Genomic DNA, 24,607 nt, shown 5'->3' on the forward strand with positions numbered 1-24,607 from the left:
GGACATGCCGAAATGGCGGCCTTAGTTCATCAGCTCGACCACGGTGGCGTTGGCCGTGCCGCCGCCTTCGCACATGGTCTGCAGGCCGTAGCGAATTCCGTTGTCGCGCATGTGATGAACCATGCGAGTCATCAGCACCGCGCCGGAGGCGCCCAGTGGGTGACCGAGCGCGATCGCCCCACCCAGCGGATTCAGCCGGCGCGGGTCGGCGCCGGTCTCGGCCAGCCAGGCCAGCGGCACCGGGGCAAAGGCCTCGTTGACTTCGAACACGCCGACCTCGTCGAGCGCGATGCCGGACTTGCGCAGCACCTTTTCGGTCGCCGGAATCGGTCCGGTCAGCATGAGCACCGGGTCCGCACCGGTGACCGCGCCGGCGCGGTACCGCACGATCGGCGTCAAGCCCAGCTCCAGCGCCATCTGCGACGTCGTCACCAGCAGTGCCGCCGCGCCATCGGAGATCTGCGACGAGTTGCCGGCATGGATCACTCCGTCCTCGACGAACGCCGGCTTGAGGGCGGCCAGCTTCTCGACGGTGGTGCCGCGCCGCACGCCCTCGTCGGCGTTGACGACGGCTCCGTCGTCGCCAAAGACCGGGACGATCTGCCCGGTGAAGGCGCCGCCGTCCAGGGCTGCGGCGGCCCGCTCGTGCGACAACGCCGAGTATTCGTCGAGCCGGCTACGGGACAAGCCCCACTTCTTGGCGATCAGCTCCGCCGACAGGCCCTGGTTGAACGAGAAATTGTCATAGCGGGCAAGCACTTTCGGGCCGTACGGCATCCCCGTTGCCCTGGCGGACCCGAGCGGCACGCGGCTCATCACCTCGACACCGCCGGCCACCACGACATCCTGCTGGCCAGACATCACCGCCTGCACCGCGAAGTCGAGGGCCTGCTGGCTGGATCCGCACGCCCGGTTGACGGTGGTGCCCGGAATGCTCTCCGGCCAGCCCGCCGCCAGGACCGAGAAGCGGCCGATATTGCTGGACTGGTCGCCCACCTGCGACACGCAGCCCCAGATCACGTCGTCGATGATTTCCGGGCTGACCCCGGTGCGCTCCAGCAGTTCGTTGAGCACGACCGCGGACAGGTCGGCGGGATGGATGCCGGACAGTCCGCCGTTGCGCTTGCCCACAGCGGTACGGACGGCTTCGACGATGACTGTTTCCCGCACGCGTCTGCTCCGATCTCGATACCGGTACCTGCCCCACCGACCAGTAAAGCCAGTAAACCCAGTAAAAGAAGCCTTGCAACATTCGGCGGTCCATCGAACGTATCTCAACGAAACCCTGATGTGGTGTGGCGTGTGACGTAAAATCTCTTCCTGCCAAGGTGCTCGAGTTGGCGTGGTCGCCCACATGGCGTTTGGGAGGCGCTACCCGCGCTGGCCAGTCTCATGGAACGCCGGCCGGAAAAGAGGCGACTGTCATGAATTTTTCCGTAATGCCACCCGAGATCAACTCGTTGCGGATCTTTGCTGGCGCGGGCTCGGCGCCGATGCTGGAGGCCGCCGTGGCCTGGGACAGCCTCGCCGCTGAGTTGGGCTCGGCAGCGGAGTCGTTCGGGTCTGTGACCGCGGGGTTGGCGGGTCAGGCGTGGCAAGGTGCGGCGTCGAGGGCAATGGTGGCGGCGGCTGCGCCCTACTCGGGATGGTTGAGCACGGCGGCGGCCCGGGCTGCGGCGGCGTCGGCTCAGGCCAAAGCCGTGGCGAGCGCGTTCGAGACGGCTCGCGTGGCCATGGTTCACCCGTTGGCGGTGGCGGCCAATCGCAATGCGTTCGTGCGGTTGGTGTTGTCGAATGTGTTCGGTCAAAATGCGCCGGCGATTGCCTTGGCGGAGGCCCAGTACGAGCAGATGTGGGCTGCCGATGTTGCCGCGATGGTGGGTTATCACGGCGGAGCGTCGGCGGCGGCGGCGCACTTGCAGTCATGGCAGAGGGGTCTGCAGCAGGCGTTGTCGGGCGTGCTCGGCCTACCTGCCAGCGCTGCCGCGGCTGCGGCGCAAAACCCCGCGGCTGGCTCCGCAGCAGCCGGTGCGGCGGCCGGGGCAGCGGCCGCCACACCCGTCGGGAACAACGGCAACCTACAGCTGGGCGGCGGAAACACCGGTGATTCCAATCTGGGCAGCGGGAACATCGGCAACGCCAACCTGGGCAGCGGAAACACCGGCAACGCCAACCTGGGCGGCGGGAACATCGGCAACGCCAACCTGGGCAGCGGGAACAAGGGCAACATCAACGTTGGCAACGGAAACTTCGGTTCCGCAAACTTCGGCGACGGAAATATCGGCATCAGAAACGCCGGCGCCGGAAACAACGGCACCGCCAATATGGGCGCCGGCAACTTCGGCACCGGCAACTTCGGCTTCGGAAACATCGGCAACGGAAACTTCGGTGGCGGCAACATCGGCCCCGGAAACGTCGGCGACGGGAACAACGGCAGCACAAACCTAGGCAGCGGAAATCTCGGCAACTTCAACCTGGGTAGCGGTAACCTCGGCAGCAACAACGTCGGCTTTGGAAACCACGGCAACAACAACGTGGGCTTCGGGCTCACCGGCAACAACCAGGTGGGTATCGGCGGACTGAATTCGGGAAACAACAACATCGGTTTCGGGAATTCGGGCGACAACAATATCGGCTTCTTCAACTCGGGCAATAACAACGTGGGCTTCTTCAACTCGGGCAACGGCAATGTCGGGTTCGGGAACTCGGGAGCCACCAACGGCGGCTTTTGGAACGCGGGCGGCGGCAACACCGGCTTCGGGAACGCGGGCTTCACCAACACGGGCTTCGGGAACGCGGGCGATACCAATACGGGCTTCGGGAACGCAGGCCGCCTCAACGCGGGCTATGGGAACGCAGGCATCTTGAATGCCGGCTACGGAAACGCGGGAAATGTCAATGCGGGCTTCGGCAACGCGGGCATCCAAAATACGGGCTGGGAAAACTCGGGAACCGTTAATACCGGTTTCGGGAATGCCGGTATGACCAACACGGGGTGGGGAAACTCAGGCAACATCAACACGGGCTTTCTCAACTCGACGAACCTGAGCACGGGTGTGGGTAATTTGGGTTCGGTGGGCCCGAACTCGGGCTTCGGTCATACCGGCGCGAACAACTCGGGCTTCTTCAACACCAGTACCGGCGGCTTCAACTCGGGCTTCTTCAACGCGGGCGTCGGTGGCGTGAATTCGGGTATCAATAACTCGGGCGCCTCCAACGTGGGAATCAACAATTCGGGCTTTGCCAACGTTGGCATAGGAAATACGGGCGCCCGTAACGCGGGCATCGCCAACTCCGCCCCCAACATCGTCATCGGCACCTCCGGCGTGGCGAACTCGGCTACCCTCAGCTCGGGTGGCTTCAACACCGGAACCTCACTGTCGGGTTTCTTCCACTAACGAATCTGGCAACCCGACCCACTGCAACGCACGTTTCGGCGCCGGAACCCGGCGGCTAGCACCAGTACGCCCAGTTGTCGGCCAGCCGGAATAACGCGAATGAGTGGACCTGCGTTTGTACCCTGCCTGCACCGCTTCGAGATCCCGCACGATTGGACGGTTGGCAAGGCCCTCAATGGCTCCTAGGCAGCTTCGGTCCGTGGACGCCTCAGCGAGTCGACGCGATGGCCGCGAGCTCGGCCCGCCCCAGCACGAGGCCTCAGCGAGCCGACGCCGGCGATGCGTTGAGTCCGTGCAGCAACAGGTCGGCGATTTCCTGGTACGCCTGGCCCGCGGTGAGCCCGGTGGGGTCGAGCAGCGCGCCCGATTGCACGCCGTCGATCGCCAGAGCGATCAGCTGTCCGACGAAGAGCCCGTTGACGTCGCGCAGCGCGCCGGCACGGATACCGTCGGCAATGAATTGCTGGACCCGATGTGCGGCGGCGGCGGAATTCACCCGGTAGATGTCGGCGGTGGGGCGATAGCTCTTCATGTCCGCGTAGAAGCTGGGCGAGCAGCGGTTCATCGCCGATCCGATCGCCGCGAGATAGACCGAGATGCGCACCCGGGGATCGGTGACGGTGGCGACGGCCTCCTCGATCTCGGCGGTGGCGTTGCGGAAGAACTGCCTGGTGATGACCACGGAGAGCTGTTCCTTGCTACCCGCGAGGCTGTACAGCGTGGCTTTGGAACAGCGCAACCGCTGCGCGATGTCGTCGACGGTCAGGTTCTTGAAGCCTTCGGCGAGCAACAGATCTTCCAGGTCGGCAAGCAATCGAGCGCGTCGCCGCTGGTCGACCCGGCGCCGCCGAACGGACCCGCTGTCGTCGAACGCGCCACCGTCGGCCGCCGTACTCATCGCCTCATTATCCGGTGCGGGCGGCCGTCTCGGAGCGCACTGACCGGCTGGGGGCACAACACAGCCAGCTGTAACCATATTCCCAGCCTTGGTAACTTAATGGGTACTATTGTACGTCAATATGTACCCACTCGGTGAACGGATGAACTCCCGGCAACGAGTCGACGAGCTCCGAGAACAGTTTTCCGACGCGCACGCCGACGTCGCATGGTTGCTCTGCGATCGCCATCCGGCCCAGCGCATCGCGTTCACCGTGGTCGGCGACGGCGGGTCGGTGTCCATGACGTTCGGCGAGCTCGCCACCGCGTCCCACCGCTCCGCGCAGGCCTTTCGCGCCGCGGGCGTACGTCGGGGCGATCGCGTGGCGACATTGATGGGCAAGAGCGTCGATCTCGTCGTCACCATCTTGGCCACCTGGCGGCTCGGCGCGGTGTACGTACCGTTGTTCACCGCCTTCGGGGCCGACGCAATCGCCGAACGTCTGGAGCGGTCCGGCGCGGTGTTGGTGGTCGCCGACCCCGACCAACGCCACAAGCTGGCCCCCAGCGCCCACCGGACGGTCCTGGTCACGGGCGCCGCGCCGGTCACGCCCGACGGCGACCGATTGCTGGCCGACGCCGTCGCGGCGGCTGCACCGGAGCCGGTCGACCGTGTCGCGGTCGGTGGCGACGGAGCGCTGGTCCACATGTTCACATCCGGCACCACCGGAAAACCCAAGGGTGTCGTGCACCCCGTGGCCTATCTGGCCGGTTTTCAGGCCTACCTGGAATACAGCCTGGGCGTGACGTCCGACGACAGCTTCTGGTGTGCGGCCGACCCGGGCTGGGCCTACGGGCTCTACACCGCCATCGCCGCACCCATGGCCGCCGGCATCTCGAGCATTCTGCTCCGGGGAGGCTTCAGTGCCGAGTCGACTTGGCGGACGCTCTCCGAACACCGGGTCACCAATTTCGCTGCTGCCCCAACGGTTTTCCGCAGCCTGCGAGCGTCGTCGACGGTGCTGCCCGCCGACCTTCACCTCGCCCGCGCCTCCAGCGCCGGAGAACCGCTCACTGCCGAAGTCAACGAATGGGCGCGCCGGGCACTGGGCTTGCTGGTGCACGACCACTTCGGTCAAACCGAACTCGGCATGGTCATGGGTAACCACCATCACCCCGAACTGGCGCGACCGGTCAAACCCGGGTCGATGGGCCGCCCGCTGCCCGGGTGGTCGGTGACCGTGCTGGGCGACGATGACCGGCCGGCGCCTCCGGGCGTTCTGGGCCGCGTCGCCATCGACGTGGCGGCCAGTCCTTTGCTGACATTCACCGGCTACCAGGATCAGGCTCATGGCGGCCGGTTCAGCGCCGATCGCCGCTATTACCTCACCGGTGATATCGCCCGCGTCGACGACGACGGAGACTTCTTCTTTTTCGCGCGCGACGACGACGTGATCATCATGGCGGGCTATCGCATCGGCCCGGCAGACGTCGAGTCGGTGCTGTCGCGGCATCCGGCTGTCGCCGAATGTTGCGTGGTGGCCGCACCCGACGAGGTTCGCGGCGAGGTGATCGAGGCCTACGTCGTGCTGCGCGGCAACCACCCGCGGTCGGCAGAACTCCCGGCCGAGTTGCAGCGTTTCGTCAAAGACAACTACGCCGCCCACGCGTACCCGCGGCAGGTGCACTTCGTCGACGAACTGCCCAAGACCAGCAGCGGAAAAGTTCAGCGGTCGGTGTTGCGCCGGCAACGCCAAGAAGCAGCAGAGCCGCAAACCACATGAGCGGCAACGGGACTGACGGTTGCCTGCAGGTCGAGCAGCGCGGCGCGGTCCGATGGCTGCGGCTCAACAGACCGGCGCAACGCAACGCGCTCAACCGTGAGCTGGTCGAGGCGCTGACCGAGCAGATCACCCGCGCCGAGACTGACCCACAGACCGCGGTGGTGGCCGTGGCCGGCAACGGGCCCAGCTTCTGCGCGGGCGGCGACTTCCGTCATTTTCTTGAGTTGCACCAGCGGGGCCACAATCCGGTGCACTTCTTGAAGACGGTGTCGGACTGCTTCAGCCGGATCGAGGCCAGCCCGGTGCCGTGGGTAGCGGTCCTACACGGGCACGTCGTCGCAGGAGGCTTGGAATTGGCCTTGGCCTGTGACGTCGTCATCGCCGCAGCAGGAACCATGATCGGCGACGGTCACCTCAACAATCAATTGCTCCCGGCCGCCGGCTCCAGCATGCGGCTGGCGCGTGCGGTCGGGCATGGCCGGTGCCGGTGGCTGCTGCTCACCGGTGAACTGTTGCCGGCGAGCGAACTCGCCGACGCGGGCTGGATCCTGCGGGTCGTTCCCCCCGATCGGCTCGACGAGACGGCCGAAACGGTTTGTGCCCGATTGGCCGAACGTGCCGGGCCCGCCCAGCGCAGCCTCAAGGCGCTGCTGCATCGGATCGACTCGGCGGATACCGTCCGCGCGCTGCAGGTAGAGCTCGAAGCCTTTGCGCAACACTGGGATACCGGCCATCCTCCGGCAGCCGTCCGGGCATTTCTGCAGCACCGGGTCAGCCAGCGAGAAGTCCGATGAACCGATATGTCGGCCGCGTCGTCGCGATCACCGGTGCGGCCCGAGGGCTCGGGCTGGCCATGGCCCAGCGGTTCGCAGCTGAGGGCGCCGCCGTCGCAATGGCCGACGTCCGCGCAGATGCTCTCGCCGGTGCCGGCGACTCGATTGCCGCGCGGGTCAGCGGTCCGATGCGTTGCGATGTCGTCGACGTTAGCTGCTCCGGCTCGGTTGACGATTGGATTGCTAAGATCGCCACGGAATTTGGCCGTCTCGATGTGCTGATCAACAACGCCGGCATCATCCGGGACAACCGCCTGGAAAACATCGCGGACAACGACTGGCATTCCGTCCTGGCGGTCAACCTCAGCGGCGCATTCTACTGTGCCCGCGCCGCATTCGGGCCGATGACGGATCAGGGTTACGGCAGGATCGTCAACTTCTCATCGATGTCGTGGCGCGGAAACTTCGGTCAGACCAATTACGTCGCAGCAAAAGCCGGAATCGTCGGTCTGACCCGCGCCATCGCCCTCGAAGGCGCCAGGCACGGCATCACCGCCAACGCGATTGCGCCCGGTCTGATCGACACCCCGATGCTGGCCTCGATGGATGGCGCAGCCCGCAGCAAACTGATCGGCAAGATTCCCATGAAACGTGTCGGCCGACCCGACGATATCGCCGAGGCCGCGGCATTCCTTGCCTCGCCGGCTGCCGGTTACCTCACCGGTGTCGTGCTCGACGTGGATGGCGGCATCTCCATCGGGTCATCCATCCGCTAGTGACCGAATTGACAATGAGATTGTGGAGGTACCCATGTTGAGCACGACGCCGGTCGAAACGATGGACGCCGGCGATGCGACGTTCGATGCTGCCGACCGCTTGGCGATCATCAATTTGCTGGGCGCTTACGCCTATCTCTACGACCAAGACCACCTCGACGAGCATCGCGGCTTGTTCACCGAGTCACCGGAACTGTTCTTGGTGCAAGAAGACCACACCCTGTCGGCCGACATGGATACGGTGGCATCCCTTGCGGCAGCACGGAAAGCGGCGTTCAACGCCGAGAACAACCGTCGGCGCCATGCGATCGACTCGGTGTGGTTCACCAGCCAAACAGCCACCGAGGCGAGCGGACACTGCTATGTCCAGGTTTTCGCGATCCGTGACGGCGGCCCGCCCACCGCCGACCTGACGGCCTGTTACGAATTCACGGCGGTCAAGCAGCATGGGGTATGGCGGTTCAGCCGCTGGGTGCTCGGGATCGACCAGAGCAACACCTGAGTTGCGCCGGACGGCGCCCGCTAATAGCTCCTCGGCAGCTTCAAGGCATGCTCCCCAAGGAAATTCAGAATCATCTCCTGGCTGATCGGTGCGATCTTCATCAGCCGAGCCTCGCGAAAGTAGCGCGCGACGTGATATTCCTCCGCATATCCCATGCCGCCATGGGTTTGCAACGCCCGGTCGGCCGCGGTGAAGCCGGCGTCGGCGCACAGGTACTTGGCGGTATTCGCTTCGCGCCCACACGGTTTGCCGTTGTCGTAGAGCCACGTTGCCTTGCGTAACATCAACTCGGCGGCGTCCAGGTGGGCCAGCGAATCCGCCAGCGGAAATTGGATGCCCTGGTTCATGCCGATCGGCCGGCCGAACACCTCGCGGTCGGTGGCGTACTTGACCGCCTTGTCCAGAGCGGCTCTGCCGATGCCGAGCGCCTCGGCGGCAATGAGCATCCGCTCGGGGTTCAGCCCGTCCAGGATGTATTGAAAACCCTTGCCTTCCTCGCCGATTCGGTTCTCCACCGGTACTTCGAGGTTGTCGATGAACAATTCGTTGGAGCTGACGGCGTTGCGGCCCATCTTGCGGATAGGCCGGACGTCGACCCGGCTGCGGTCGAGGTCGGTGAGAAAAAGCGTCATGCCGTCGGTCTTCTTGGCGCCCCGTCTTTCGACGTCGTCGAGCGACTCCGTGCGGGTCAGCAGCAGGATCTTGTCGGACTCCATCGCCTTGGAGATCCACACCTTGCGTCCGTTGACGAAATAGCGATCGCCGTCGCGTTTGGCGAACGTGGTGATGCGCGAGGTGTCCAGCCCGGCACCGGGTTCGGTCACTCCAAAGCACACATGTACCTCGCCGGTTGCGACCCGCGGCAGCGTGCGCGCCTTGAGTTCCGCCGAGCCGTGCACCACGACCGGTTGCATGCCGAAGATTGACAGGTGAATGGAGCTGGCGGCATTCATGCCACCGCCCGATTTGGCGACTTCCTCGAGCAATATCGTCGCCTCGGTAATGCCCAGGCCGTGCCCACCGTACTCGACCGGAATCGTCATACCCAGCCAGCCGCCCTGAGCTATGGCCTGATAGAACTCCGTCGGAAATTCGTGCGCCTGGTCCTTTTCCGTCCAGTAGTGGTCGTCGAACTTGCGCGCCAGTTCCGCAACCGACCGGCGGATCAACTCCTGGTCGCCGGTCAGCTCGAAATCCATCCCACCCACCTTCCTTCAGCGCGAGCAGACGCAGAATCGCATGATTGTCACCGGCACTATGCGATTCTGCGTCTGCTCGCCGCCACGAGGCGCCTCAGTCCTTATTGCCGGTGAGTTCTTTCGCGCTGGCGGCAAACTCCGCGAACGACGAACCCGCCCGGGTGTCCTTGTGGTGGCTGAGCGCGCGAATGGACACATCGTGTCCCTCGGCGGCCTTACGAAGTGCCCCGACCGTGGCCTGCTCCCGGGGAACATGCGTGAACGGGTCGAACGAGTACCAGCGCATCGCGTTCTGGTGGGTGATCTTGTTGATCTCATCGTCCGGAACATCGTTGAGCGACAGAACATCCCACAGCTCCTCGGGTGCGCCCGGCCACATCGAGTCGCTGTGGGGGTAGTCGGCCTCCCAGGCGATGTTGTCGATGCCGATCATGTTGCGCAGTTTGACACCCACCTTGTCGCTGATGAAGCAGGTGAGGAAGTGCTCGCGGAACACCTCGCTGGGCAGCTTGCCGCCGAAGTTCTGGTGGGTCCACGTGGAATGCATCTCGAAGGTACGGTCGGCGCGCTCCAGGAAGTAGGGGATCCACCCGGTGCCGCCCTCCGACAGCGCGATCTTCAGGTCCGGGAACTCCTTGATCGGCCGCGACCACAGCAGGTCCGCGGCGGCCTGCACGATGTTCATCGGCTGCAGCGTGATCATCACGTCCATCGGCGCGTCGGGCGCGGTGATGGCCAGCCTGCCCGACGATCCGATATGGATGTTCATCACGGTGTTGGTGTCACACAATGCTTTCCACAGCGGATTCCAATACTCGTTGTGGAAGCTGGGGTAGCCCATCGCCGCCGGGTTCTCGGTGAAGGTCAGCGCGTGCACACCCTTCTTCGACACCCGCCGCACCTCGGCCGCACACGCCTCGGCATCCCAGATGACCGGGATCGCCATCGGGATGAACCGCGCTGGATACGCACCGCACCATTCGTCGATGTGCCAGTCGTTATAGGCCTGCACCAGCGCGATCGAGAAATCGGGATCGTCGGTGGCGAACAGTCGCGCGGCAAATCCCGGAAAGGACGGGAAGCAGATCGAGGCCAGGATTCCCCCGGCGTTCATGTCCTTGATCCGTTCGTCGACGTTGTAGCAACCCGGCCGGATCTCGTCCAGGCCCGTGGGCTCGATGCCGTACTCCTCCTTGGGCCTGCCGGCCACCGCGTTGAGCGCCACGTTGGGGATGACGGTGTCGCGGAACTTCCACATGTCCGAGCCGTCGGGGTTGTGCACCAGCCTCGGGGCGTCGTCGAGGTACTTCGATGCCAGATGATTCTTGAACATGTTCGGCGGCTCGACGGTGTGGTCGTCGACGCTGATCAGAATCATGTCCTCCTTGTTCATGGCCGTACCCCTCTCCCTTGGGTCCTTCGAGAATCTTCACGCGGCCACCGAGCCGGCATCGGCGAACCGCCACCTGCCTCCAGGCTCTCTAGTTGGAAACTATCTTCTCGCGAAGCGAGAATCAACATTCAGGGCAGCTGTGCGGTCGGGCGCAGCGAAGCTCAGACGCCCCGGCATTGACCCCGGAAACGAATCGTGCAAGTCTATTAGTTGGAAATGAGAATCTGATTCTCCGCATGGGAGAGGGGCTCGAACGACGCGCTGAGAGGAGGCCGTCGGATGCGTCTGCCGCCGCTGCCGGCCGACCAGTGGGACGAGGCTGTCCGGCAGTCGCTCTCGGGCATGCTGTCCCCGCAACGCTGCAATCCGCACGACGCCGGCAACGCGCTGTCGACGTTCGCCAATCACCCGGCGCTGGCCAAGGCGTTCCTGAGGTTCAATCTTCACCTGTTGTTCGCCTCCACATTGCCGCCCCGGGTCCGTGAACTGGCCATCCTGCGGATTGCGCATCGACGCGGCTGCGCCTACGAGTGGACCCATCACGTATCGCTGGCCCGACAGGCCGGAATCAGCGACGACGAGGTGGCCGCCGTCCGCCGCGGTGCAGCCGCCGACGCCTTCGAACGCGCGGTGCTGACCGGGGTGGACGAACTCGACGAGCAGTCGCAGTTGTCCGACGAGACCTGGGCCGCTCTCGGCGAACGCCTCGACGACCGTCAACGCATGGACTACGTCTTCACGGTCGGCTGCTACGCGCTACTGGCCATGGCCTTCAACACTTTTGGCGTCGAGCTCGAACAAGACTCGAAACAAGACTCGAAACAAGACTCGAAACAAGACTCGAAACAAGAGAGGTAGTGCCTTGCCCCACTTCACCAAACCAGCCGCGGGAAGCTGGACGCAAAACTATCCCGAATTAGGCACCGCACCGGTCGATTACACGGATTCGATCGACCCGCAGTACTTCGCCGACGAACAGCGGGCCATTTTCCGGCGCACCTGGCTCAACGTCGGCCGCGTCGAACGCCTGCCCCGCGCGGGCAGCTATTTCACCAAGGAGTTGCCGGCGGCCGGTGCCGGCATGTCGGTGATCGTCGTCAAGGGCAAGGACGGCGTGATCCGGGCTTTCCACAATATCTGCCGCCACCGCGGAAACAAGCTGGTGTGGAACGACTTTCCGCACGAAGAGACCGCGGGTACCTGCCGGCAGTTCACCTGCAAGTACCACGCCTGGCGTTACAGCCTCGACGGCGAACTGACCTTCATCCAGCAGGAGGACGAGTTCTTCGACGTCGACAAGAGCCAGTACGGCCTCAAGCCGGTGCGCTGCGAGGTGTGGGAGGGGTTCGTCTTCGTCAACCTCGATCCGGACGCGGCCCCGTTAGCCGAATATCTGGGCCCGATGGCCAAGGGTCTGGAGGGATACCCCTTCCACGAGATGACCGAAGTCTATTCGTACAAGGCCGAAGTCGGCAGCAACTGGAAGCTGTTCATCGACGCGTTCGCGGAGTTCTACCATGCGCCGGTCCTGCATCAGGGCCAGTACACCAAGGATGAGGCCGCCAAGATGATGAAGTACGGATTCGAGGCGCTGCACTACGAGCTGACGGGCCCGCACGCGATGATCTCGGTCTGGGGCGGTCAGTCGCCGCCTGCCGACCTGAGCATGGTCAAGCCGATGGACCGGGTGTTGCGCAGCGGGCTGTTCGGTCCCTGGGACCGGCCCGACGTGATCAATGAGCTCGGCGAGCTGCCGCCGGGCATCAACCCGTGCAAGGCCAAGCAGTGGGGCATCGACTCTTTCCTGTTCTTCCCGAACTTCATGCTGCTGATCTGGGCGCCCGGGTGGTATCTCACCTACCATTACTGGCCGACCACCGTGGACAAGCACATCTTCGAGACCAGCCTGTACTTCGTGCCACCACGAAACGCGCGGGAACGGCTGGCCCAGGAGCTGGCCGCCGTCACATTCAAGGAATACGCGCTGCAGGACGCCAACACCCTGGAGGCCACCCAGACCATGATCGGCACCAAGGTTGTCACCGACTTTCCCCTGTGCGATCAGGAGATCCTGCTTCGCCATCTGCACAAGATGACCGGAGACTACGTCAAGGAGTACCGCAACAATGGCCACGCCACGCAAGCTGCCCGCTGAATTCGCCGACCTGGACCCGTATCTGGACTGGGACCTGGCCAACGAGCCCGAGCGCTACGCCAAGCGGTTGGCCTCTTCCATGTCGGAGATGCAAGCCTTTTACGACGCGGCATTCCCCCGCCTTAACGACGCGATCGCCTACTGTGACAAGTATCCGCTCGACGATCTGCCCGAGGACGCACGGACGCTGATGCACATGATGCAATCGCTGATCATGGTGTCGTTTCCGGTGGAGGCCTGGAAGCAGCCGCGGGTACCCGACAGCGGCGCCGCGTGGGTGGAACTGATCAAGGAGCCGGTGATCTGACAAGGTGATAACGGTCAGGGCTGCCGGACTGCTGGACGTCGACTCCGGCGAGATCGTCCGGCCCGGCGTCGTGCGGGTCGACGGCGACCGGATTGCCGGCATCGGTGGCGATTCCGCTGGTGAGGTCATCGATCTGGGCGACCAGATCCTGCTGCCCGGGCTGATGGACATGGAAGTCAATCTGCTGATGGGCGGGCGGGGCGAGAAGCCGGGTTTGTCCCAGGTACAGGATGACCCGCCGACGCGGGTGCTGCGTGCGGTGGGAAATGCTCGCCGCACGTTGCGCGCCGGGTTCACCACCGTGCGCAATCTGGGCCTGTTCGTCAAGACCGGCGGGTACCTGCTCGACGTCGCGCTGGGCAAGGCCATCGACGCTGGCTGGATCGACGGACCTCGGATTGTGCCTGCCGGCCATGCCATTACGCCCACCGGCGGGCATCTGGACCCGACGATGTTCGCCGCCTTCGCCCCGCATGTGCTGGACCTGACCGTCGAGGAGGGAATTGCCAACGGTGTCGACGAGATCCGCAAGGCCGTGCGTTACCAGATCAAACATGGCGCCCAGCTGATCAAGGTCTGCTGTTCGGGCGGAGTGATGTCGCTGACCGGACCGCCTGGCGCACAACACTATTCCGACGAAGAGCTGCGTACCATCGTCGACGAGGCGCACCGGCGCGGCCTGCGGGTCGCCGCGCACACGCACGGCGCGGACGCGGTCAAGCACGCCGTCGCCGCCGGGATCGACTGCATCGAGCACGGCTTCCTCGTCGACGACGAGGCGATCGCCATGATGGTGCAGCACGGCACGTTTCTGGTGAGCACGCGGCGTCTGGCCGACGGCAACGCGATGGACGTCTCCCATGCCGCGCCCGAGTTGCAGGCCAAGGCCGCCGAGATGTTCCCACGGGCGCGCACCTCGATGCTGGCCGCTTACCGGGCCGGCGTGAAGATCGCCGTCGGCACCGACGCACCCGCAATACCGCACGGCCGCAACGCCGACGAGCTGGTGACCCTCGTCGAGTGGGGCATCCCGCCGCTGGCCGTGCTGCGGGCGGCCACGGTGACCGCAGCCGAGTTGATCAACGTCACCGACCGGGGCAGGCTCGCGGATGGGCAGCTGGCCGACATCATTGCGGTGCCGGGAAATCCGTTGGAAGACATCACCGTTACCCGCAACGTCGGCTTCGTGATGAAGGGCGGCAAGGTTTATGCACAGCAGAACTGACGACCTGGTCGAGATCCAGCAGTTGCTGGCACGTTATGCCGTCACCATCACCCGGGAAGACATCGAGGGACTGCTGAGCGTCTTCACACCCGACGGAACCTACAGCGCATTCGGCGACACCTACCACCTCGACAGGTTCCCGGAATTGGTGGCCGCGGCCCCAAAGGGCCTGTTCCTCACCGGAACCGCGCTGGTGGAACTCGATGGTGACGCGGCGACCGGTACCCAGCCGCTGTGCTTCATCGAACACGCCACCCACGACATGCGCATCGGCTACTACCGCGACAGCTACGTGCGCACCGCCGACGGCTGGCGGCTGAAAACCCGTGCGATGACGTTCATTCGGCGTAGCGGCGTGCACGACTCCGGACGTCCGCACGCCGTCGGACGTCCGGCACCGTGAATGTCACGCAGTTCCGGGCCGACCTGCGCGCATGGCTCGACGACCATGATCTGACACCCGGGCCCGACCACTCGCTGCAAGCGCAGATGCGGCAACTCGCCCGCGTCCACCGGGCTTTGTACGACGCCGGCTGGATGCGCTACGGCTGGCCGGTCGACGTCGGCGGGTTGGGCGGGCCCGCGCTGCTGCGTGCGATCGTCGGCGAGGAGGTGGTCGGTCGCCGTCTGGCCGAACCGGGCCCGTATTCGATGGTCGAGGTGCTCGCGCCCACGATGATCGATTATGCGCCACCAGAACTCGCTGCACAGCTGGTGCCGCGGCTGCTGAGCGGACGTGAGCACTGGTGTCAGGGCTTTTCGGAGCCGGGGTCTGGCAGCGACCTGGCGTCGTTGTCCACCCGCGCCGCCCCTCGCGGGGACGACTGGATTGTCAACGGGCAGAAGGTCTGGACCAGCTTTGCGCAATTCGCCACTCGGTGCATCCTGCTCACCCGCACCGCGCCGGGGCACGAGGGACTCACCGCATTTTTGGTCGATCTGGACACGCCCGGCATCACCGTTCGCCCACTGCGCACCATGCACGGCGTGGACGAATTCTGCGAGGTCTACTACGACGACGTGGCGATTCCGGCCAGCCGGATGCTCGGGCGCCCGGGAGACGGCTGGCGGCTCGCGATGGACCTGCTGCCCTATGAGCGCTCGACCTGCTTCTGGCAACGGATCGCCTATCTGTATTCCCGATTCGATGCGCTGATCGCCGAGGCCGATGATCCCGACGAATCGGCGCTTGGCGCAGCCTATCTCGCGTTGCACACGCTACGCTGCCGATCCCGCGCCACCCAGCACCGACTTGCCGGCGGAGCGCGACTCGGGCCGGAGACCTCGATTGACAAGGTGCTGTTGGCAACCGCCGAGCAGCGCCTCTATGACACGGTCCGTGACCTGCTGCCCGGGACGCTGGAGCTCGACGACTCACCGTGGCGCTCGGAGTACCTGTACTCGCGGGCGGCGACCATCTACGGCGGTACCGCCGAGATTCAGCGCAACATCATCGCCCGCCGGTTGCTCGAGCTCGGGAGGGAATGACGGTGGAGCCAACCGATTCCGAGTCGCTGCGGCTACTGGCCGACATGATGCGAACGATGATGTCCGGCGCGTCCGGCGGCAAGCTCGACGCTGGGTTGGCGGGCGTCGGCTGGCTCGACATGCTCGCTGAAATCCCCGATATCGCAATACCGTTGGTGTTCCGGCTGCTCGGGGAGTCCGGCGCGCACGCACCGGTCCTCAACGACGTCGTGCTGCACGCGGCCGGGCGCGCCGGCGGCGGCACGGTGCCGCTGCCATTCGCCGGCGGCTCCTGGGTGCTCTGGGAACGAACCGAACGGGCCACGTCAATGGTGGACGACGAGTTACCGATACACCGCGTGGCCCAAGCTGATTCGGTGCCCGCGACGGCCCTGGCCGCGGGCCGGCGCGCGGTGGGCTGGTGGCTGGTGGGCACCGGCCGGGCGATGTTGGCGCTGGCATGCCGGCATGCGCTGGACCGCGTCCAGTTCGGGAGGCCGATCGCGTCTTTCCAGGCGGTCCGACACCGCCTGGCTGAGTCGCTCGTCGCCCTCGACGGCGCCGAAGCCGCGGTGCAGGCCGCCACCGACGAACCCGGCGAGCTCGCGTGCTTGCTGGCCAAGGCTGCCGCGGGCCAGGCCGCACTGACCGTCTCCAGACATTGCCAACAGGTGCTCGGCGGCATCGGCTTCACCGCCGAACATCAGCTGCACCGCCACGTCAAGCGGTCGCTGGTGCTCGACGGGCTGCTGGGCAGCGCTCATGAGCTCATCCGGGAAGCTGGAGTTGCATTGCAAGTCAAGGGGTTTGCTCCCCGGCTCGCGCAACTTTAAGCCCACTGCAATGGGCGGGTTAGCGATCCTCGGGGTCCGCTCTGATAGAATGCGCGCACGCTAACTGGTCAAACCCATGAGGTTCACGTGAAAAGGCATACTCCCGGCCGCGCAGCGGCCTAAGAGATCGGTCGAAACGCGGAAATATCGCATCGCAGCCGACCCATACTGAATGCTCGTCGGCACTTAACGCCCGATCTGGCAAGGAGGCAGCGATGTCGTATGTGGTGGTGGCCTCGGAACTGCTGACCGCGACCGCAGTAGACTTGTCAGCACTCGGATCGAGCTTGAACGCAGCGAATTTCGCGGCCGCGGCGTCGACTACCGCCGTGGCGGCCGCTGGCATGGACGAGGTGTCGACGGCCATCGCATCGCTCTTTTCTGGACACGCCCAGGTCTATCAGGAGCTGGGCCGTCAGGCGGCGGTCTTTCACGCGCAATTCGTCGACGCGTTGACTCGTGCGGGCGCCTCGTATGCCAGCGCCGAAGCCGTCAGCGCCACGCCGTTACAGCTCCTCGAGCAGCAGGTGCTGGGTCTCATCAACGCCCCAGCCCAGGCAATTTTGGGGCGCCCGCTCATTGGCAACGGCGCCGACGGGGCGGCGCCCGGAGAGGCCGGTGCTCCCGGTGGGCTGTTGTACGGCAACGGCGGCAACGGCGCGCCCGGGCTGAACCCGGGTGTGGCCGGCGGCGCGGGTGGCGCGGCCGGGTTGATCGGCAACGGTGGCATCGGCGCGGCCGGCGGCGTCGGCGCTGCCGGCGGTGCGGGGGGCCACGGCGGATGGCTGTGGGGAAACGGCGGGACTGGGGGTAATGGCGGGCCCGGTGCGGCCGGGGGGCCTGGTCAAAACGGCGGGAGCGGGGGCAACGGCGGCAACGGCGGCGCCGCCGGATGGTTTGGCGCCGGGGGCGCCGGTGGATCGGGCGGTATGGGCGGGTCCACCATCAGCGGTTCCATCGGCGGGACTGGCGGAAACGGGGGCAACGGCGGCGTCGGCGGACTGATGTACGGCGACGCCGGGGCCGGGGGCAACGGCGGTGCCGGTGGGGCGGGATTGTTTGGCGGGAACGGCGGTACGGGCGGCAGCGGAGGCGCCGCGGGGCTGTTCGGCACTGGTGGGGCCGGCGCGAACGGCGGGACCGGCGGGACCGGCAGTGACATCGGGGCAACTGGACTCGACGGCGGCAGCGGTGGGGCCGGCGGCGCCGGCGGTAGCGGCGGCGTGCTCTTCGGCAATGGCGGCAGCGGCGGCGCTGGCGGAACCGGCGGGACAGGAGGTAGTGCTACCGGTTTCGGATCAGTCGGCGGTACCGGCGGCGCCGGCGGAACCGGCGGCGCGGGCAGCACCGGCGGTCTGCTTTATGGCAGCGGCGGGGCCGGTGGGGCCGGGGGGGCCGGCGGCGACGCCGGTAACGGAAATCTCATCGGAGTCGGCGGCCAAGGTGGTTCCGGAGGGGGTGGCGGGAGCGCCTTGCTGATCGGAGCCGGCGGTTCTGGAGGCGTAGGGGGTAATTCCGGCGCCAGCCTCCGAGCGGGTTTTGCGGGAGGCAGCGGCGGTAACGGCGGCGCCGGCGGCCTGTTCTATGGCGACGGCGGCGCGGGCGGGAATGGCGGAATGAGCGCCCAGGCCGCTAGCCCCGGCGGAAACGGCGGCAATGGCGGAAACGCCCAACTCATCGGCAACGGCGGCAAGGGTGGAACCGGCGGCGACGGTGCGCCAGGCGGGGCGGGCGGCACCGGCGGACTGTTGTACGGCGTCCCCGGGGCGGCGGGCTAGCAGCGTCACATATCCGGAGGCGGACACATGTGCCATCGACGCCGCGTTCGTATCAGAGATACATCCCGGCCGGCGCCTGAGCCCGGTAGCGACCGTTGCCCACCTCCGCGAGCAGCGTTGCGGTGCTGACGTTTCCGTCGTCGCCGGACAGCACGGCCCGGCGCACGATTTCGCGGATGTCGCTGCCGCTGGTGTTCTCCGGCAGCGCGGCCACGACCGTGGCGGCGTCGACGGCGCGGCCGCCGGGAAGGTCGCGGAGCAGCGCCGTCAGGATGCGGGCGGCGTCGGCGCGGCTGGGATAGCCCACCTCGACGATCGAATCGAACCTCCCGGTGCGGATGGCCGCCTTGTCCAGGGTGGCGGCGTCGTTGGTGGAGGCCAACGTCAGGATGCGAGCGTCGGGTTCGATGTCCGTGGCCTGCAACAGCTCCGACAGCCCGGCATCACCCGTCGTGCGGTCGTGGCACCACAGGTCGACATCCTCGAGCACCAGCAGCACCGGACCGCCGAGCCGCTGAGCTTCCTCCACGACGGCGGTCAGCAGCTGCGCACCGGCCTTGGCCTCGACGTAGATGACCGTGAATTCCCCGACGACTTCCCTGGCTATCACAGCGCTCACCGCCGACTTGCCGGTGCCAGGTGGACCGCACAGCAACACTCCACGGCGCGCCCCGAGGCTGTGCGCGTTAAGGAGGCCGTGACGGTCCCGCGCGGCGATCACACCGAGGTCGACCTCGGCCCACACCTCGTCTGCGACGATGACGTTCCGACGCGTCGCGGTCGCGGGCAGGTCGATGACGGCAAAGCTCAGCCCATGCCTGTTGGTGGCGCGCACCGCCCGTCCACGGTAGGGGTTGAGCTCGTTTGCGCGATCGGCGATGCGGTCCAGCACCGCTCGCGCGTGGGCCTGATTGTCGGGCGTCACGTATGCGCTCACTTCGGCTGAGTACATGACGGTTTCGCGAGTTTCGATCCGGATCACGCATCCGGTTTCGTCCAGCAGCGTCCCGGCGGGGAAGTGCACACTCAAACAGAGTGGGTGGCGGTAGCGCCGCCCACCGATCTCGGTCTGGGTCCACTTTGGGGGATGGGTGCACTCGCCGGGGCCGATCTCGCAGACAGGCTCGTGCTCCTCGATCCATTCGGCCAGCGCCAGCGCAGTGGTCAACCGCGAGACCGGATTGAGTTCGCGTTCCTCATCGAGCAGGTGCCCGCAATCCGCCGCGCCCAGGCAGCGGGCGGTGAACCGGTCTGCGCTTTCGGCGCCCTCGCGTTCGGCGACGCCGACCAGCAGCTCCCCGAGTGCGTGCAGTGCCGGACGCACGTCGTAGTCCAGTCCGTCGAGCCATGCGTCGACATCGGTGATCGGCCGGCGGCGCACGTTGGCGCCGTCGGTCAGATCGGTCAGCTCGACCAGATTGTCATGGGTGAGGTTCATCGGCTCGTGGTTGTTCAGGGGCAGGGCAGCTGAAAAGAATCGCACCCGGGAGGGCCGCTGGTCAACCGACTTTCTATCGTCACCGGCCGCGACAGTGAATCTCACGACGCAACCGGCGCGGCTTCGAGCAATTCACACTCGCGACCGGGCTGGCCGCGCGGAATCACAAACCGTTACACAGCCAGTTGACGATCCGCCCGGCGCCAAGCCTGTTGATGGCATCCGCCATAGCATCGCTGAGCGTGAGGCCGCTTCCGCCGTGGTAGGTCGAGCCGTCATAGGCGACCGCGCCGCATCGTTTGAAGTTGATCAGCACCTTGCATGTGTCGAGGCCGCACTGGTCCAATGCAACCTCCTCCGCTTTTGCCAGGGTCAAGTAATTCCGTGATTTGCCCCACTCGCCGGTCGGGGCATAGGCGATGGCGCCATAGTGAATCCTCGGCGGGACCGGCACCTCGGGCAGCATGCCCATTTCGGACAGCACAGCGCTGTCGATATGGGCATCTAACGGCGGAATCAGCGGGAGCGCTAGGACCATCAGCCCGACGGTAGCCCCTATGGTGGCTGCTACGAGCGTGATCCGACGTCGGGTCGTCATCATTTTCCCGACCCCCCTTTCTGCGATCTGCAATCCAGCGGTGTGAGTAGGGCCAGATGACGCACGAAAGCGGCTGTGCCGGAAGATGAAGAGGCTGAGCGCTGCTAATTCTGGTGCGGCCCTAGCATTTCCGACTACGGGTGCGGCGCCTGCGGTGTTGTCGGGCTGGGCGTCTGGTGAGGACCCATCATTCCTCCCCCACCCATTCCGCCGGGTCCCATCCGTCCGCCGGAATCCATCATCGAGCAGCCGCCGTCACGTCCGCCATAGGGGCCGTGTGTAGCCCGACCCAAGAAGAACCCGGAGAAGAAGATCAGCGCAACGATGAACACGACACCGGCGATGATGCCCACCCAGGTCAATAGTTGATCGAGCCAGCCGGGCCGGCCAGATCGATCCTCATACCCGCGCTGCTCCGCTTGGACGGTCGGTTCGGCAGGTTCTGGTGTTTGCGTCATCCATTGAACGATGCCACATAGGTACCCTACATGGGTATGGTCTTTAGGCCCTAGTAGCGCGTATCCGTTCAGATCGCCGGCAACGCAAGCCCGATCTTGGTATACACAACCCCTCTAGGGTGCCCGGTTGGGCCGGCGGCGGCGTCAGCCGGCGACCGCGCCGAACGCGTGGCAATGGCCGTGATCAGTTGACCATCCCACGCCCCCGGGGCCTAGCCCCGCGGCAGACCGAGGATGCGCTCGGCGATGATATTGCGCTGGATTTCTGAAGTCCCGCCGGCAATGGTGCCGGCGAAGGTGCGCGCATACCGGTCGAACCAGCTGCCGTAGTGGTCGTCGAGGTTCAGCGGTGCGAATGGGGCCGTCACCGAAGGGTGCAGGAGCCCGTCGGCTCCCGCGGCGTTCAGCGCATCTTCCGAAGCACGCTGCAATGCCTCCGAACCGAGCAGCTTGAGCACCGACTGGGCGGGCACATCTTCGTCCCCGCGCGCGGCCCGGGCCAGCGCCGCAGACCCCAGCAGTCGCATCGCGTGGGTATCCATCACCAGGGTGGCGTAACGATCGCGCTGCAGCACATCCGACGGAGTGAAATCGATTGTCAGCTCGCCCAAGAGGTTTGCGTATCCCAGCCAGAGCATGACACGTTCGTGGCCGAGCGAACCGGTTGCCACCCGCCAGCCTCCATTGAGCTCTCCCACCAGATTCTCGGCCGGTACCGGCACATCGGTAAAGAACACCTCGTTGAACTCGACATCGTCGTGGCCGCATACCGACGGAAACGGCCGTCGCAGCACCCCGGGAGTGTCCGTCGGGATCAGCAAGACACTGAGGCCCTTGTGTTTTGACGCGTTGGGGTCGGTGCGCACGAACGTCAGCAACACGTCGGCATCATGGGCGCCCGACGTCCATACCTTCTGTCCGTTGACCACGAAGTGGTCACCGTCGAGCACCGCGCGGGTTTTCAGTGACGCCAGATCCGAACCGGCGCCGGGTTCGCTCATCCCGAGCGACGCGGTCATCTCGGCCCGCAGAATCGGCACGGCCCAGCGCCGCTTCTGCTCCTCAGTTCCGAACGACAGCAACGATTCGGCGATGATCCCCACACCCTGGGGGTTGAAGCTGCGATAAATCCGACGCCGGGCCAATTCCTCCAAGTACACGTACTGCTGCAAGAGCGAGGCGTTGCGGCCACCGAACTCCGGCGGATTCCCCGGCAGCAGCCACCCGTTGTCGAACAGCAGCCGCTGCCACCGGCGCGCCCACTCCGGCACATGCGAGCACGACCGCGGCCGCTGCATCCCGGCAGCTTCGTCGGGCAGATGATGGTCGAGAAACGCGACGAATTCACGGCGAAATGCCTCGACATCGGCATCAAAGGTCAGCTGCACGGCACTCCTGGGCACCCGCTCTCTTGATTGCGCTTCCCAAACACGCGCGCAAGAGAATAGTATTCTCGTCACGAGGAAGTTACAATCTCAGAGACATCGTCGACAAGCCCGTGAGGAGGTCGAGCGCAGCAATGCCACGGCGTTCTCCGGTACAGTCCAACCATGTTTTGTCCCCGCGGCAGTCATCAGAGCCGCCCGTGACCAATGCCAGCGAAGAGCCGGCCTGGAAGCAGCGCGCCGTCGAACGCTCCATCAAGACCGCGAAACTGCGTGCGGCACAGCGGGTTCAGCGTTTTCTGGATGCCGCGCAGGCGATCATCATCGAAAAGGGCAGCACGGATTTCACCGTCCAGGAAGTCGTTGACCGCTCCCGCCAGTCGTTGCGGAGCTTCTATTTGCAGTTCGACGGCAAGCACGAGCTCCTGCTTGCGTTGTTCGAGGATGCGCTGAGTCGTTCGGCCGACCAGATCCGGGCCGCTACGGACGGCCACACCGACCCGCTGGAGCGGCTGAAGGTCGCCATCGAGCTGTTGTACGAGGCCTCACGGCCCGACCCCACGGCCCAGCGGCCCCTGTTCACCGACTTTGCGCCGCGCTTGCTTGTTACGCATCCGGCTGAGGTCAAGATCGCTCACGCGCCCCTGCTGGCGTTGCTAACCGAGCTCATGGAAGACGCCGCTAAAGCCGGCAAGCTGCGCGTAGATGTCAATCCGCGGCGGATGGCCGCGATGACCATGCAGACCGTGATGTTCATTGCGCAGTCCAGCGGCGGCAAAGACGAGGCGACCGTCCATCCCATCACCGCCGAGGAGGTATGGGACTTCTGTTCACGCGGCTTCGCCGGCGCGTAGCGGTCCTGAATGTCGCAACCGAGTCGTACCGCGCCGGGCCTTTGAGAACTCGATTCTCTGTGATTAAGAATGATCACTAGCAGAAACGAATCCGGCGTTGACACCTATTGGTGAATGATGACAGAGTTCAGGTGCGGCACGATTCGCGCTCCCCTGGGGAAACGGGTGAGCGCGTTCCGGCGAGAGGCGATAACCCGTGACAGTCACCGCAGCCAGCGACGTGTATTTCGATCCCTACGACGTCGAGCTCAACGCCGACCCCTATCCGATGTTCCGCCGGCTCCGGGACGAGGCACCGCTGTACTACAACGCCCAGCACGACTTCTACGCCCTGAGCAGGTTCGCCGACGTCGAACGGGCGATCGTCGACTATCAGACGTTCAGCTCGGCCAGGGGCGCGATCCTGGAAATCATCAAGGCCAACATCGACATCCCGCCGGGTGTGCTGGTATTCGAGGATCCGCCCATTCACAACGTTCACCGTAAGTTGTTGTCGCGCATGTTCACTCCGCGAAAGATCAATGATCTGGAGCCTAAGATCCGCGAATTCTGTTCGCGCAGCCTGGATCCGCTGGTCGGAACCGGCAGGTTTGACTTCGTCGCCGATCTCGGGGCGCAGATGCCGATGCGGGTCATCGGCATGCTGCTGGGCGTGCCCGAGGAAGACCAAGAAGCCGCACGCGATTTCGCCAACGCCCAGCTGCGGACCGAGGCCGGCAAGCCGATGAAGGCTTCCACCGACGGCATGGTCAGCGGCGACTTCTTTGCCCGGTACATCGATTGGCGCGCCGAGCATCCCGCCAACGACATCATGACCGAACTGCTCAACGTCGAGTTCGAAGACGAGACCGGGACGGTGCGCCGGCTCCGACGCGACGAACTTCTCATCTATGTCAGCGTCGTCTCCGGAGCGGGCAACGAAACCACCACCCGGCTTATCGGCTGGGCGGGCAAGGTGCTGGCCGAGCATCCGGATCAGCGGCGTGCGCTGGTCGACGACCCGTCGTTGATTCCGCAGGCCGTCGAGGAATTGTTGCGATATGAGCCGCCCGCTCCGCACGTGGCCAGGTATGTGACCCGCGACGTCGAGTACTACGGCCGGCAGGTGCCCAAGGGCAGCGTCATGATGATGCTCATCGGAGCTGCCAACCGCGACCACCGCCAATTCCCGCCCGACGGAGACGTTTTCGATATCCGGCGCGAACCGCGTCAGCACCTGACGTTCAGCGTCGGTACCCACTACTGTCTCGGCTCGGCGCTGGCCCGACTGGAGGGACGGATCGCACTCGAAGAGATCCTGAAGCGCTTCCCCGAATGGGATGTGGACCTCAGCCAGGCAAAGCTGTCCCCCACCTCCACGGTGCGGGGCTGGGAGACCATGCCGGCCGTCATCGGCTGAGCCACTTGA

General features: G+C 65.4%; 23 protein-coding genes and 1 pseudogene. 15 read left to right on the forward strand and 9 right to left on the reverse strand.

Annotated elements, in window-relative coordinates; genetic code table 11:
• Window positions 1-21: 21 nt before the first annotated feature.
• Window positions 22-1,170, reverse strand: coding sequence for a thiolase family protein (locus tag MKAN_RS09535; protein ID WP_023367671.1), 1,149 nt, complete (start codon window positions 1,168-1,170; stop codon window positions 22-24).
• A 254-nt stretch (window positions 1,171-1,424) separates the two neighbouring features.
• Here MKAN_RS09535 and MKAN_RS09540 point away from each other — a divergent pair, with 254 nt between their 5' ends.
• The gene (locus MKAN_RS09540) at window positions 1,425-3,398 is read left to right on the forward strand and encodes a PPE family protein (protein WP_036393760.1); all 1,974 of its coding nucleotides are present in this window, start codon (window positions 1,425-1,427) and stop codon (window positions 3,396-3,398) included.
• 259 nt (window positions 3,399-3,657) lie between these two features.
• On the opposite strand, the gene MKAN_RS09545 is transcribed toward MKAN_RS09540, so the two are convergent.
• On the reverse strand, window positions 3,658-4,296 hold the full coding sequence (locus MKAN_RS09545) for a TetR/AcrR family transcriptional regulator (RefSeq protein ID WP_023367675.1): 639 nt from the start codon (window positions 4,294-4,296) through the stop codon (window positions 3,658-3,660).
• A gap of 121 nt (window positions 4,297-4,417) precedes the next feature.
• Here MKAN_RS09545 and MKAN_RS09550 point away from each other — a divergent pair, with 121 nt between their 5' ends.
• From MKAN_RS09550 to MKAN_RS09565, 4 genes are read left to right on the forward strand one after another with little or no spacing between them, the layout of a single operon-like run.
• Window positions 4,418-6,058 carry an AMP-binding protein gene (locus MKAN_RS09550; protein ID WP_198036518.1) on the forward strand — a complete coding sequence of 547 codons (1,641 nt, stop codon included), beginning with the start codon at window positions 4,418-4,420 and terminating at the stop codon, window positions 6,056-6,058.
• Window positions 6,055-6,852 carry an enoyl-CoA hydratase/isomerase family protein gene (locus MKAN_RS09555; RefSeq protein WP_023367679.1) on the forward strand — a complete coding sequence of 266 codons (798 nt, stop codon included), beginning with the start codon at window positions 6,055-6,057 and terminating at the stop codon, window positions 6,850-6,852. Before MKAN_RS09550 ends, MKAN_RS09555 begins: the two co-directional genes overlap by 4 nt.
• Window positions 6,849-7,607, forward strand: a complete 759-nt coding sequence (locus MKAN_RS09560) for an SDR family oxidoreductase (protein WP_023367681.1) — start codon at window positions 6,849-6,851, stop codon at window positions 7,605-7,607. Before MKAN_RS09555 ends, MKAN_RS09560 begins: the two co-directional genes overlap by 4 nt.
• A gap of 22 nt (window positions 7,608-7,629) precedes the next feature.
• Window positions 7,630-8,109, forward strand: a complete 480-nt coding sequence (locus tag MKAN_RS09565) for a nuclear transport factor 2 family protein (RefSeq protein WP_161940154.1) — start codon at window positions 7,630-7,632, stop codon at window positions 8,107-8,109.
• A 20-nt stretch (window positions 8,110-8,129) separates the two neighbouring features.
• Here the strand turns inward: MKAN_RS09565 and MKAN_RS09570 are convergent, their stop codons facing one another.
• The gene (locus MKAN_RS09570) at window positions 8,130-9,308 is read right to left on the reverse strand and encodes an acyl-CoA dehydrogenase family protein (RefSeq protein ID WP_023367685.1); all 1,179 of its coding nucleotides are present in this window, start codon (window positions 9,306-9,308) and stop codon (window positions 8,130-8,132) included.
• Window positions 9,309-9,402: 94 nt separating this feature from the next.
• Entirely contained in the window at window positions 9,403-10,701 is a 1,299-nt protein-coding gene (locus MKAN_RS09575) for an amidohydrolase family protein (RefSeq protein WP_023367687.1), read from the reverse strand.
• Between the two features lie 279 nt (window positions 10,702-10,980).
• Between MKAN_RS09575 and MKAN_RS09580 the strand changes: the two genes are divergently transcribed.
• The 8 genes from MKAN_RS09580 to MKAN_RS09615 all read left to right on the forward strand — a co-directional run bounded on the left by MKAN_RS09580 (window position 10,981) and on the right by MKAN_RS09615 (window position 18,466).
• Window positions 10,981-11,559: a carboxymuconolactone decarboxylase family protein gene (locus MKAN_RS09580; RefSeq protein WP_023367689.1), complete on the forward strand. Its 579-nt coding sequence runs from the start codon at window positions 10,981-10,983 to the stop codon at window positions 11,557-11,559.
• 4 nt (window positions 11,560-11,563) lie between these two features.
• On the forward strand, window positions 11,564-12,856 hold the full coding sequence (locus tag MKAN_RS09585) for an aromatic ring-hydroxylating oxygenase subunit alpha (RefSeq protein WP_023367691.1): 1,293 nt from the start codon (window positions 11,564-11,566) through the stop codon (window positions 12,854-12,856).
• Entirely contained in the window at window positions 12,828-13,163 is a 336-nt protein-coding gene (locus MKAN_RS09590) for a hypothetical protein (RefSeq protein ID WP_023367693.1), read from the forward strand. The genes MKAN_RS09585 and MKAN_RS09590 overlap by 29 nt, the downstream gene beginning before the upstream one ends.
• A 4-nt stretch (window positions 13,164-13,167) precedes the next feature.
• Entirely contained in the window at window positions 13,168-14,388 is a 1,221-nt protein-coding gene (locus MKAN_RS09595; protein WP_023367695.1) for a metal-dependent hydrolase family protein, read from the forward strand.
• A complete protein-coding gene (locus MKAN_RS09600) occupies window positions 14,372-14,791 on the forward strand; it encodes a nuclear transport factor 2 family protein (protein WP_023367697.1) in 420 nt (139 codons plus the stop codon). The genes MKAN_RS09595 and MKAN_RS09600 overlap by 17 nt, the downstream gene beginning before the upstream one ends.
• Window positions 14,788-15,876, forward strand: a complete 1,089-nt coding sequence (locus MKAN_RS09605; protein ID WP_023367700.1) for an acyl-CoA dehydrogenase family protein — start codon at window positions 14,788-14,790, stop codon at window positions 15,874-15,876. Before MKAN_RS09600 ends, MKAN_RS09605 begins: the two co-directional genes overlap by 4 nt.
• Entirely contained in the window at window positions 15,873-16,688 is an 816-nt protein-coding gene (locus tag MKAN_RS09610; RefSeq protein ID WP_023367702.1) for an acyl-CoA dehydrogenase family protein, read from the forward strand. Before MKAN_RS09605 ends, MKAN_RS09610 begins: the two co-directional genes overlap by 4 nt.
• Window positions 16,689-16,903: 215 nt before the next feature.
• Entirely contained in the window at window positions 16,904-18,466 is a 1,563-nt protein-coding gene (locus MKAN_RS09615) for a PE family protein (RefSeq protein ID WP_023367704.1), read from the forward strand.
• A gap of 52 nt (window positions 18,467-18,518) precedes the next feature.
• Here MKAN_RS09615 and MKAN_RS09620 read toward each other — a convergent pair whose 3' ends face one another.
• The 5 genes and pseudogenes from MKAN_RS09620 to MKAN_RS33220 form a co-directional block, all read right to left on the reverse strand.
• Window positions 18,519-19,904: an ATP-binding protein gene (locus MKAN_RS09620; RefSeq protein ID WP_036393972.1), complete on the reverse strand. Its 1,386-nt coding sequence runs from the start codon at window positions 19,902-19,904 to the stop codon at window positions 18,519-18,521.
• A gap of 163 nt (window positions 19,905-20,067) precedes the next feature.
• Window positions 20,068-20,502 (reverse strand): DUF4189 domain-containing protein, encoded by a 435-nt coding sequence (locus MKAN_RS09625; RefSeq protein WP_371686085.1) that lies wholly within the window; start codon window positions 20,500-20,502, stop codon window positions 20,068-20,070.
• 134 nt (window positions 20,503-20,636) lie between these two features.
• A complete protein-coding gene (locus tag MKAN_RS09630) occupies window positions 20,637-20,960 on the reverse strand; it encodes a hypothetical protein (protein ID WP_023367710.1) in 324 nt (107 codons plus the stop codon).
• Window positions 20,961-21,172: 212 nt separating this feature from the next.
• Window positions 21,173-21,598, reverse strand: coding sequence for an acyl-CoA dehydrogenase family protein (locus MKAN_RS33215; RefSeq protein WP_435871488.1), 426 nt, complete (start codon window positions 21,596-21,598; stop codon window positions 21,173-21,175).
• A gap of 141 nt (window positions 21,599-21,739) precedes the next feature.
• Window positions 21,740-22,420, reverse strand: a pseudogene (locus MKAN_RS33220) (acyl-CoA dehydrogenase family protein); the annotation flags it as partial.
• Window positions 22,421-22,545: 125 nt separating this feature from the next.
• On the opposite strand from MKAN_RS33220, the gene MKAN_RS09640 reads away from it, so the two are divergent.
• Together MKAN_RS09640 and MKAN_RS09645 are read left to right on the forward strand one after the other, a co-directional pair.
• Complete coding sequence (locus MKAN_RS09640; RefSeq protein ID WP_023367714.1) at window positions 22,546-23,199, forward strand: TetR/AcrR family transcriptional regulator; 654 nt, start codon at window positions 22,546-22,548, stop codon at window positions 23,197-23,199.
• Between the two features lie 196 nt (window positions 23,200-23,395).
• On the forward strand, window positions 23,396-24,598 hold the full coding sequence (locus MKAN_RS09645) for a cytochrome P450 (RefSeq protein WP_023367716.1): 1,203 nt from the start codon (window positions 23,396-23,398) through the stop codon (window positions 24,596-24,598).
• Window positions 24,599-24,607: the final 9 nt, after the last annotated feature.

It is taken from the genome of Mycobacterium kansasii ATCC 12478, assembly GCF_000157895.3.
GTDB classification, from domain to species: Bacteria; Actinomycetota; Actinomycetes; order Mycobacteriales; family Mycobacteriaceae; genus Mycobacterium; species Mycobacterium kansasii.